Consider the following 11669-nt stretch of genomic DNA (forward strand, 5'->3'; position numbering starts at 1 on the left):
TCACGCCATCTCCTCGCCGAGCGGTTGCGGGTTGGGGACGATGCCGCGGGCCTTGGGCCGGCCCGGGGACTTCAGGAAGAGCGCCAGCACGGCGGAGGCCAGGCCGATGGAGCCCGCGAGCACGAACGCGCCGTGGTAGTCCCAGGCGCCCACGACGACCGCCCCCATGCCCGAGCCGACGAGGCCCGAGATCAGCTTCGAGCTGTAGACCATGCCGTAGTTGGAGGCGTTGTTGTTCTCGCCGAAGTAGTCCGCCGTCATGGCCGCGAACAGCGGGAAGATCGCCCCGCCGCCGAAGCCGGAGACCATGGAGCAGAACAGGAAGAACGGCATGCTGCCCATCTGGCCGGAGACGAGCACACCGAACTGCGCGGAGCCGAGGACCAGACACACGATGATCAGTGTGTTGCGGCGCCCGAAGCGGTCGGAGATCCAGCCGATCACGCCGCGGCCGGTTCCGTTGACGATGGCCTTCAAGGACATCGCCGTGGCGACGATCCCTCCGGCGAAACCCATGTCCTTGCCGAACGGCACCTGGAAGGCGATGCCGAAGATGTTGATCCCCGCGGTGCACAGCAGACAGAACCACATCATCCACAGAACGGGGGTACGGGCGGCCTCCCTCGGGGTGTACTGCTTGACGGCCGGCGGGTTCTTCTCCAGTGCCCGCCGGATCTTCGGGTCGTCGGACACCTTGAGCGGGTCCACGTGCGGCGGCCACCACCCCTTGGGCGGGTCCTTGAAGAACCAGCCCGCGAAGGCGACCACGGCGCAGCAGATCACGCCGACCGAGACGAGGACGCCCTGGTAGTTGCTGAGGTCCATGTAGGAGGTGAACAGGAAGACGAACGGCACCGAGCCGTAGGCGAAACCGCCGTTGACCAGGCCGGTCTTGCCGCCCTTGCGCTCCGGGTACCACTTGCCGACCATGTTCACGCAGGTCGCGTAGACGAAGCCGGCGCCGATGCCGCTGAACATGCCGAAGCCGATGTACGCGACGGTGACATGCGGTGCGAACGCGAGCGAGAGATATCCCAGAATCGTGCCGAGCGCGCCGAGGAACATGGCGTACCGAGCGGGCAGCCGCCCGCTCTCGCGCAGTTGCCCGGCGGGGAAGGCGACGGCCGCCTGGAAGAAGACCCAGACGCCCATCAGCCAGAAGATGTGCCCACTGCTCCACAGATGGGCGTCGTGCAGGGTGTCCTCGGCGGAGGTGAACGCGTACTCCGAGGAACTGATGCCCAGCATCCCCATCCAGGGGAAGAGCACCATGGTCCAGCGTGGTCGCCCCATGATGTCGCGGTCGGTCTCACCGATGCGGTAAAGGCGGCCGTTGCGATCCGTCACCTCCCTGTAGGGGACGGATGTAGAAAGGTCGGCGGTAGTCATGTCGGATCAGCACCCCTTGCGTCGAAAGATCTGGCCAGCGCCCCCTGTCCAAATGCCTTTCGTGTGCGCACGGGTCCAGGGGGCGGCCGACGCGCACCGTCGACCGCCCCCGCGCTCGGTCACCTCATGAACCGCCCCCCAACAGCCCCGCCGAGCGCGCCCAGCGGTACTTCGCGCCGAGGACGGCCACCGGCCTCTCGGTCGTGTACGGGTAGGCCACCACCCCGCGCTCGTAGAGGTACTGGCAGGCCTCCTCCACCTCGACGTCGCCCGCGAGCGACGCCACGACGGGCTTCTCGATGCCCCGCTCGCGGAATTCGGCCACCACGCGCGCGGTGAGTTCGGCGAACACCATGGGCGGGGTCACGATGGTGTGCCAGTAGCCGAGGACGAGCGCGTGGATGCGCGGGTCCTCCAGGCCCAGGCGGATCGTCGCCTCGTACGTCGACGGCGGCTCGCCGCCCGTGATGTCGACGGGGTTGCCCGCGGCGCCGAACGGCGGGATGAACTTCCGGAACGCCGCGTCGAGGTCCGGCGGGATGTCCATCAGGGACAGGCCGTTGTCGGTGACGGCGTCCGAGAGCAGCACACCGCTGCCGCCCGCGCCCGTGATGATCACGACGTTGTCGCCCTTGGGGGCGGGGAGCACCGGCAACGCGCGCGCGTACTCCAGCATGTCGTTCAGGCCGGGCGCCCGGATGACGCCGGCCTGCCGCAGGATGTCGTCGTACACGGCGTCGTCGCCGGCGAGTGCCCCGGTGTGCGAGCCCGCCGCCTTCGCCCCGGCCGCCGTACGGCCCGCCTTGAGCACCACGACCGGCTTCTTCGGGATCGTCGCGCGGGCCGCCTCCACGAAGGCACGTCCGTCCTTGAGGTCCTCCAGGTGCATCGCGATGCACTCGGTGTGCGGATCCTCGCCGAACCAGGTGAGCAGGTCGTCCTCGTCCAGGTCCGACTTGTTGCCGAGCCCGACGATCGCGGAGACGCCGGTCTTCGTCGTGCGGGCGAAGCCGAGGATCGCCATGCCGATGCCGCCGGACTGCGAGGTGAGCGCGACGCCGCCCTTGACGTCGTACGGGGTGCAGAACGTGGCGCACAGGTCCTGCCACGTCGAGTAGTAGCCGTAGATGTTGGGGCCGAGGAGCCGGATGCCGTGCCGTTCGGCGATGGCCACGATCTCGTCCTGGAGCTCCTGCTCGCCGGTCTCCGCGAAGCCCGAGGGGATCAGTACGGCGTTGGGGATCCCCTTGCGTCCCACCTCCTCCAGGGCCGAGGCCACGAACTTGGCGGGGATCGCGAAGACCGCCACATCCACCTCACCGGGAACGTCCGTGACACTCTTGTACGCCTTGCGGCCCAGAATGTCATCGGCCTTGGGGTTCACCGGATGGATCTCCCCGGAGAAGCCGCCGTCCACGAGGTTGCGCATGACCGAATTGCCGATCTTGCCTTGTTCGTTGGAGGCGCCGATCACGGCGACGGACGACGGCTGCATCAGCCGGCGCATCGAGGTGAGGATCTCCTCGCGGCCGTACTTGCGGCGCTCCTTGGGGGCCCCGTCCGCGAGGATCACGCGGATGTCCGCGGCGACGGCACCCTCCGGGGTGGCGATCACCGGGTTGAGGTCCACCTCGGCTATCTCCGGGAAGTCCGCGACGAGTTCGGAGACCCGGCGGATCTGCTCCGCCACCGCCCACCGGTCCACCGCAGGGGCGCCGCGCACTCCGCGCAGGATCTCCGCCGAGCGGATGGAGTCGAGCATCGACAGCGCCTCGTCGGCGTCCACGGGGGCGAGGCGGAAGGTGACGTCCTTGAGGACCTCGACCAGCACTCCGCCCAGCCCGAAGGCGACCACCTTCCCGAACGTCGGGTCGGTGACCGCGCCGACGATGACCTCCTGGCCCTTCGGGAGCAGCTCCTGCACCTGGACGCCGTCGATACGGGCCCGGGGGTCGTACGCCCGCGCGTTCTCGACGATCTTGTGGAAGGCCGCCCGTACGTCCGTCGCGCCCTGCACGCCGACGATCACTCCGCCGGCGTCGGTCTTGTGCAGGATGTCGGGGGAGACGATCTTCATCACGACGGGTCCGCCGAAGCGCGCCGCGCAGGCCACCGCCTCGTCGACGTCCGTCGCGAGCTCCTCGCCGGGGACGGCGATCGCGTACGCGTCGGCGATCACCTTTCCCTCGGGCGCGGTGAGCGCGGTCCGGCCCTCGGCCCGCACGGCGTCGAGGAGCGTACGCACCCTCAGCACCCGGTCTTCGGCCATCAATCAGATCACTCCGTTCGACTTGAGCAGACGCAGTTCCTCGTCGCCGAGGCCGAGCTCGCCGATGTAGACCTCTTCGTTGTGCTCGCCGAGCAGCGGCGAACTGGTCACGTCCACGGGGGAGTCGGAGAGCTTCAGCGGGCTGCCCACCGTGGTGAACTCGCCGCGCTGCGGGTGCGGCACCGTCACGACCATCTCGTTGGCGACCAGTGACTCGTCCTCGATGATCTCCCTGGTCGACAGGATCGGACCGCAGGGGATGTTGTGGGCGTTCAGCTTCTCCAGCACCTCCCACTTGGGGAGGGTGGACGACCACTCCTCGATGAGCTGGAACATCTTGTTGAGCTGCGGCAGCCGGGCCTCCGGAGTGGCCCACTCGGGGTCGTCCGCCAGCTCGGGGCGTCCGATGAGCTCGCTGATCGGCTTCCAGCCGACGGGCTGCACGATGACGTACACGTAGTCGTTGGGGCCGCCCGGCGCGCACTTGACGGCCCAGCCCGGCTGCCCGCCGCCCGACGCGTTCCCGGACCGGGGAACCTCGTCGCCGAAGTCCTCGTTGGGATATTCGGCGAGCGGGCCGTGCGTCAGGCGCTGCTGATCGCGCAGCTTCACCCGGCAGAGGTTGAGCACGGCATGCTGCATGGCGACGTTGACCCGCTGGCCACGCCCGGTGTTCTCCCGCTGGAACAGCGCCGCGAGAATCCCCGCCACGGCGTGGACGCCCGTGCCCGAGTCACCGATCTGGGCCCCCGTCGCCAGCGGCGGTCCGTCCTCGAAGCCGGTGGTCGACATCGACCCGCCCATGGCCTGCGCGACGACCTCGTACGCCTTGAAGTTGGTGTACGGACCGTCCCCGAACCCCTTGATGGAGGCATAGACGATACGGGGATTGATCTCCTGGATACGGTCCCAGGTGAAGCCCATGCGGTCGACCGCGCCGGGGCCGAAGTTCTCGACCATGACGTCGGAGCGCCGGATCAGTTCGGTGAGGATCTCCTTGCCGCGCTCGGTCTTGGTGTTCAGGGTGATGCTCCGCTTGTTGCAGTTGAGCATCGTGAAGTAGAGGGAGTCGACGTCGGGGAGGTCGCGCAGCTGTTTGCGCGTGATGTCGCCGGTCGGCGCCTCCAGCTTGACGACGTCCGCGCCCAGCCAGGCCAGCAGCTGGGTCGCGGAGGGCCCGGACTGGACGTGCGTCATGTCGAGGACTCGGATGCCTTCGAGAGCCTTGGTCATGGCCGGGTCACCTCACTTGTACATCGTCTGGTTCATGGTTCCGGGGGCGTACGCGTCCGGGTCGACCCAGACGTTGATCAGCGACGGCTTGCCCGACTCGCGGGCGCGCCGCAGGGCGGGGCCGATGTCGGCGGGGTCGCGGACCTCCTCGCCGTAACCGCCCAGCATCTGGGCGAACTTGTCGTAGTGGACGTCGCCGAGGGTGTTGCCGACCCGTTCGCGCTCCAGGCCGTACTTCTGGGCCTGGCCGTAGCGGATCTGGTTCATCGAGGAGTTGTTGCCGACGATGCCGACGAAGGGGAGGTCGTAGCGGACGAGGGTCTCGAAGTCCCAGCCGGTCAGGGAGAAGGCGCCGTCGCCGAACAGGGCGACGACCTCCTTGTCGGGCCGGGCCTTCTTGGCCGCGAGCACGAAGGGGATGCCGACGCCGAGCGTGCCGAGCGGTCCCGGGTCCATCCAGCGGCCCGGCGACTTGGGCTGTACGACCTGCCCGGAGAAGGTGACGATGTCACCTCCGTCACCGATGTAGATCGAGTCCTCGGTGAGGAAGTCGTTGATCTCGCTCACCAGCCGGTACGGGTGGATGGGTGAGGCGTCGGACTTCAGGCTGGGCAGCCGCTTCTCGATGGCGGTCTGCTCGGCGGCCCGCAGTTCGTCCAGCCACTCCTTGCGCTTGGACGCCCCGCCGTTGATGCGTCCGGAGGCCGCCTCGGTCACCGACTTCAGGATCAGTCCGGCGTCGCCGACGATGCCCAGGTCGACGTCGCGGTTCTTGCCGACGGTCCGGTAGTCGAGGTCGATCTGCACGACGGTCGCGTCCGGCGACAGCCGCTTGCCGTAGCCCATGCGGAAGTCGAAGGGCGTGCCGACGATGACGATGACGTCGGCGTTGGAGAACGCGTAGCGGCGGGAGAGCTGGAAGTGGTGCGGGTCGCCGGGCGGCAGCGTGCCGCGGCCGGCGCCGTTCATGTAGGCAGGGATGTTCAGGGTGCGCACGAGGTCGATCGCGGACTCGGTCCCGCGGGTCGTCCAGACCTGGGAGCCCAGCAGGATCGCCGGCTTCTCGGCGTGCACGAGCAGGTCGGCGAGCTTCTCGATCGCCTCGGGCTCGCCGGCCGAGCGGGTCGAGGCGCGGTAGCGGCCGGCCGCGGGGATGCGGGCCTTCTCCAGGGGCACCTTCGCGTCCAGGACGTCCCGTGGGATCTCCAGGAAGGAGGGGCCGGGCGCCCCGTGGTAGCACTCGCGGAACGCCATGGACACCATGTCGGCGGCGCGCGCGGTGTCCGGCACCGTCGCCGCGAACTTGGTGATCGGCGTCATCATGTCGACGTGTGGCAGGTCCTGGAGGGACCCCATCTTGTGCTGGGTGTGCGCTCCCTGGCCGCCGATCAGGAGCATCGGGGACTCGGCGCGGAAGGCGTTGGCCACGCCGGTCACCGCGTCGGTGGTCCCGGGACCCGCCGTGACCACGGCGCATCCCGGCTTGCCGGTGATGCGTGCGTAACCGTCGGCGGCGTGGGCGGCGACCTGCTCGTGGCGTACGTCGACGACCTCGATGCCCTCGTCGACGCAGCCGTCGTAGATGTCGATGATGTGGCCGCCGCACAGGGTGTAGATGACCTCCACACCCTCGGCTTTGAGTGCCTTGGCGACCAGGTGCCCACCGGAGATGAACGTCGTGTTGGTGTCGCTGCTGCCGTCGGGCATGGCGAAGTCCTGTCCCTTCGTAGGGGGTTGGAACGCTCTCGCGGTACATTGCATACAGTCGACGAATACTGTATGAAGCTTGTTATCCCGCATCCGGTGGGTGGTGTCCAGGGGGCGTGCGGCACTTTTCGAACGCCTGGGGGTCGCTCCCCAGATGACTCAGCAGACAGGAGCCGGGAATGGACCTGTACGAGCACCAGGCAAGGGAACTCTTCGAGGAATACGGCATCTTGGTGCCGAGGGCCGAGGTCACAGACTCGCCCAAGGAAGCCCGCGAGATCGCCCGCAGGCTCGGCGGCCGCGTGGTCGTCAAGGCTCAGGTGAAGGCTGGAGGGCGCGGCAAGGCGGGCGGCGTGAAACTCGCCGCGGACCCCGCGGCCGCCGAACTGACGGCGCGCCAGATCCTCGGCATGGACATCAAGGGGCACACCGTCGGCAAGGTGATGCTGGCCCAACCCGTCGACATCGAGACCGAGTTCTACGTCGGTTACGTCCTCGACCGCGCCGCAGGGCGCTTCCTCGCGATCGCCTCCGCCGAGGGCGGCATGGAGATCGAGGAGGTCGCCGCCGCCAGGCCCGAGGCCGTGGCCCGCGTCGCGATCGATCCCGCCGAGGGCGTCACCTCGGCCAAGGCGGCCCACATCGCACAGGCGGCCGGCCTGCCGCCGCAGACGGTGGACGTCCTCGTGCGGCTCTGGGAGGTACTGACCCGTGAGGACGCCGTCCTCGTGGAGGTCAACCCGCTGGTGCGGACCGCCCAGGGACAGATCCTCGCCCTGGACGGCAAGGTCACGCTGGACGACAACGCCCGATTCCGCCAATCGCGTTGGGGCGAGCAGGACACCGCGCACGACGACCCGCTGGAGGCGGCCGCCGCCGCCAAGGGCCTCAACTACGTGAAACTGGACGGCGAGGTCGGCATCATCGGCAACGGCGCGGGACTGGTCATGTCGACGCTGGACGTCGTCGCCGGCTGCGGAGCCCGTCCCGCCAACTTCCTCGACATCGGCGGCGGAGCCTCCGCCCGGGTCATGGCGGACGGCCTGTCCGTCGTCCTCTCCGACCCCTCGGTGAAATCCGTCTTCGTCAACGTCTTCGGCGGCATCACCGCCTGCGACGCCGTCGCCGACGGCATCGTGCAGGCCCTGGAGAGCGTGCGGTTGACCAAACCGCTCGTGGTGCGGCTCGACGGCAACAACGCCGCACGCGGCAGGGCCGTCCTCGACGAACGCGCACACCCCCTGGTCGAACAGGCCACCACCATGGACGGCGCCGCGCGCCGCGCCGCCCAACTCGCCGTCGCCAGCTGAAGGAGCCGGACATGGCCATCTTTCTCACCAAGGAGTCCAAGGTCCTCGTCCAGGGCATGACCGGCGGCGAGGGCATGAAGCACACCCGGCGGATGCTCGCGGCCGGCACGGACGTGGTCGGCGGCGTCAACCCCCGCAAGGCGGGCCGGACCGTCGACTTCGACGGCCGTGCCGTACCGGTCTTCGGCTCGGTGTCCGAGGGCATCGAGGCGACCGGCGCCGACCTCAGCGTCGTCTTCGTGCCCCCCGCCTTCGCCAAGGCCGCCGTCATGGAGGCGGCCGACGCGGGCATCGGACTCGCCGTCGTGATCACCGAGGGCATCCCGGTCCACGACTCCGTCGCCTTCCACGCCTACGCCACCGCACGCGGCACCCGCGTCGTCGGCCCCAACTGCCCCGGCCTGATCACCCCGGGGCAGGCCAACGCGGGCATCATCCCCTCCGACATCACCAAGCCAGGACGGATCGGCCTGGTCTCCAAGTCGGGCACCCTCACCTACCAGCTCATGTACGAGCTCCGCGACATCGGGTTCTCGACCTGCGTCGGCATCGGCGGCGATCCCGTCGTCGGCACCACCCACATCGACTGCCTCGCCGCCTTCCAGGACGACCCCGACACCGAACTCGTCGTCCTCATCGGCGAGATCGGCGGCGACGCCGAGGAACGGGCCGCCGCGTACATCCGCGACCACGTGACCAAGCCCGTCATCGGCTACATCGCCGGATTCACCGCTCCCGAGGGCAAGACGATGGGCCACGCGGGAGCGATCGTGTCCGGCTCGTCGGGCACCGCGCAGGCGAAGAAGGAGGCGCTGGAGTCGGCCGGGGTGCGCGTCGGGGGCACGCCCACCGAGACCGCCCGCCTGGTGCTGGCCCGCCTGGAGGAGCGCGTGACGTCACTCATAGTCGACGCGAGGTGACTGCCGGAAACGGGGCGGCGTCACTACCGTCCTGAAGGAGTACGCGACCACTCCTTCCCGAACAGCCACGCGACCACCGTCCCGCACGGAGCCGGAGCACGGGACCACCGTCCCGTACGGCTCGGCGCACCCGACCACCGTCCCGCACGGCGCGGCCCACCCGACCACCGTCGGTACGGCGCGACGTGCGTGACCGACCTCCAGGTACGTCGTCGCCCCGTGCGACAACCCGCCGGGCACGTCGTCGCCGTGCGCTGCCGCAGGCCCGCAGGCCCGCAGGCCCGCAGGCCCGCAGGACGCCGGCCCGCGCGACCGCGCGACGGCGCGACGGCGACGACCGTCCGGCGCCGGCCCGCACGACGGCGACAACCGTCCGGCGCCGACGTACACGACCACACGTCCGTAAGACCACGACCACACGTCCGTAAGACATCGACGAGCGTCATCACCCGCCCGTATGGCATCGACGAGCGTCACCACCCGCCCGCGCGACAACAACGAGCGTGGCCGATGGCCCGTACGGCACCGGCCCGCGCGACCACCCGACTGTCGGAACCGACAGCCACGCGCGCCCGTCCGGTACGCCGACCGGCACGACCCACGGGCCGAGCCACCCTCTTCGGCCCCGCCGGGCCGGCCACGCCCCCCGCCCCCGACTGTGCACCGAGAGCGGAGACACCCCATGGCAATCCACCACGACACCTCCCCGCCCCAGACCCTCACCCTCAAGTCCGGCACCTCCTGGACCGACGCGTGGCAGCGATGCCTCGCCGTCGCCCCCGAGGCGTTCCGCGACGACCGGGTGCTCAACCTCTGGAACGCGGCATGGCAGGCGGACGGCCGCGCGCTGCCCGCCTCCAGCCCCGTGGACCAGAGCCCCATCGCGGGCCCGCCGCGACTGGACGGCGCCACCGCTCAGCGAGCGGTGCGCGTCGCCCTCGACCAGCACCGCGCCTGGCGCCATGTGCCGCTCGCCGAGCGGAGCGCCCGCGTCGCGGCGACCCTCGACGCGCTCACCGAACACCGGGAACTGCTCGCCCTCCTGCTCGTCTGGGAGATCGGCAAGCCCTGGCGGCTCGCCCAGGCGGACGTGGTCCGGGCGATCGACGGCGTGCGCTGGTACGTCGACGGCATCGAGCCCATGGTGGCCGGCCGCGCCCCGCTCGAAGGCCCCGTCTCCAACATCGCCAGCTGGAACTACCCGATGAGCGTGCTCGTCCACGCCATGCTGGTCCAGGCCCTGGCGGGCAACGCGGTCATCGCCAAGACCCCGACCGACGGCGGTGTCGCCTGCCTCACCCTGGCCTGCGCGCTCGCCGCACGGGAGGGGATCCCCGTCACCCTCGTCAGCGGCAGCGGAGGCGAGCTGTCCGAGGCGCTGGTGCGGGCGCCCGAGATCGGCTGCGTCTCCTTCGTCGGCGGCCGGGACACCGGCGCCGCCGTGGCCACCGCCGTCGCCGACCTCGGCAAGCGGCACGTGCTCGAACAGGAAGGACTCAACACCTGGGGAATCTGGAACTACACCGACTGGGACGCGCTGGCGGCCGTGGTCCCCAAACTCTTCGACTACGGCAAGCAGCGCTGCACCGCCTACCCGCGCTTCGTCGTCCAGCGCGCCCTGTTCGACGAGTTCCTCGCCGCGTACCTGCCGGCCGTCCGTACCCTGCGGGTCGGTCACCCGCTCGCCGTCGCGCAGCGCGACGACCCGTACCCCACCCTGGACTTCGGCCCCGTCATCAACGCGGCGAAGGCCAAGGAGCTCGACGACCAGGTCGCCGAGGCCATCGACCGGGGAGCCGTCCCGCTGCACCGCGGCAGCCTGTCCGACGCCCGCTTCCTGCCCGGCCAGGACACCTCGGCGTACGTCCAGCCGGTCACGCTCCTCAACCCGCCGCCGTCCTCGCCGCTGCACCACGCGGAGCCCTTCGGACCGGTCGACACCATCGTCCTCGTGGACACCGAGGCCGAACTCCTCGCCGCCATGAACGCCTCCAACGGCGCGCTCGTCGCCACCCTGTCGACGGACGACGAGGCGACGTACGAACGGCTCGCGCCGCAGGTCCGGGCCTTCAAGGTCGGGCAGAGCAAGCCGCGCTCGCGCGGTGACCGGGACGAGCTGTTCGGCGGATTCGGGGCGTCATGGCGCGGCGCGTTCGTGGGCGGCGAACTGCTGGTGCGCGCGGTCACGCAGGGTCCGGCGGGGGAGCGGCTGCCCGGCAACTTCCCGGACTACCACCTCATGCCGTGACGGCCCGCCGTCTCCTGCCGTGACCGTGCCGCCCGCTCGTGCGAGGCCTCTCCTCATGGGGCGAGGCCTCGACGTGCCGGGAGGGGTGAGCGGCGCCCGTGCCGGGGCGCCGCTCACCCGCGGTCCCGATGATCTCCGGCGCCGGAGCGAGGGCACCGTCCGCTCCGGCGCCGGAGCACCGGGCACGTGGCGCGCACGCGGCCGGTCGGCCGGAGGCCGGCGGAGGTCGAAGGACAGTGACCTCGCGCACGCTCCGCAATCGTCCCGTTACCCGTGGCGAGGGGCCGGGATGCCCCCTCCGCGCTCCCTCGTAACGCCTCCGGCAGCGCGGAAACGCAGGTGAAAGGCACTCCGAAAGCTTGGTATTGTTGTCCATGTCGCCGCGGGGAACACCCCCGGCCAGGCGGCAGACACCTTGTCCGGGTGGCGGAATGGCAGACGCGCTAGCTTGAGGTGCTAGTGCCCTTTATCGGGCGTGGGGGTTCAAGTCCCCCCTCGGACACCATCATTGACGATGCACAGATGAGGGCCTCGACGTTAGCGTCGTGGCCCTCGTTGCATGTTCGTAGCTGATGGTGATGCCCAGGGCTTCG

The 11669-nt window shown here is 70.0% G+C and carries 7 protein-coding genes and 1 tRNA gene; 4 read left to right on the forward strand and 4 right to left on the reverse strand.

Going from position 1 to position 11669, the window contains the following annotated elements; genetic code table 11:
- The 4 genes from ACSYGO_RS36780 to ACSYGO_RS36795 all read right to left on the reverse strand — a co-directional run bounded on the left by ACSYGO_RS36780 (position 1) and on the right by ACSYGO_RS36795 (position 6598).
- A complete protein-coding gene (locus ACSYGO_RS36780) occupies positions 1-1389 on the reverse strand; it encodes an OFA family MFS transporter (RefSeq protein WP_426681609.1) in 1389 nt (462 codons plus the stop codon).
- A gap of 124 nt (positions 1390-1513) precedes the next feature.
- Entirely contained in the window at positions 1514-3658 is a 2145-nt protein-coding gene (locus ACSYGO_RS36785) for an acetate--CoA ligase family protein (protein WP_432174121.1), read from the reverse strand.
- Between the two features lie 3 nt (positions 3659-3661).
- The gene (gene frc, locus ACSYGO_RS36790) at positions 3662-4891 is read right to left on the reverse strand and encodes a formyl-CoA transferase (protein ID WP_345648900.1); all 1230 of its coding nucleotides are present in this window, start codon (positions 4889-4891) and stop codon (positions 3662-3664) included.
- A gap of 12 nt (positions 4892-4903) precedes the next feature.
- Positions 4904-6598, reverse strand: a complete 1695-nt coding sequence (locus ACSYGO_RS36795) for a thiamine pyrophosphate-binding protein (RefSeq protein WP_426681607.1) — start codon at positions 6596-6598, stop codon at positions 4904-4906.
- Between the two features lie 179 nt (positions 6599-6777).
- Here ACSYGO_RS36795 and sucC point away from each other — a divergent pair, with 179 nt between their 5' ends.
- The 4 genes from sucC to ACSYGO_RS36815 all read left to right on the forward strand — a co-directional run bounded on the left by sucC (position 6778) and on the right by ACSYGO_RS36815 (position 11581).
- Entirely contained in the window at positions 6778-7908 is a 1131-nt protein-coding gene (sucC, locus tag ACSYGO_RS36800; RefSeq protein ID WP_432174120.1) for an ADP-forming succinate--CoA ligase subunit beta, read from the forward strand.
- 11 nt (positions 7909-7919) lie between these two features.
- Complete coding sequence (sucD, locus tag ACSYGO_RS36805) at positions 7920-8828, forward strand: succinate--CoA ligase subunit alpha (protein ID WP_432174119.1); 909 nt, start codon at positions 7920-7922, stop codon at positions 8826-8828.
- 682 nt (positions 8829-9510) lie between these two features.
- Positions 9511-11076 (forward strand): aldehyde dehydrogenase family protein, encoded by a 1566-nt coding sequence (locus ACSYGO_RS36810; RefSeq protein WP_460389226.1) that lies wholly within the window; start codon positions 9511-9513, stop codon positions 11074-11076.
- Between the two features lie 417 nt (positions 11077-11493).
- Positions 11494-11581 (forward strand) — tRNA-Leu (locus tag ACSYGO_RS36815).
- Positions 11582-11669: the final 88 nt, after the last annotated feature.

This window comes from Streptomyces krungchingensis, assembly GCF_054729265.1.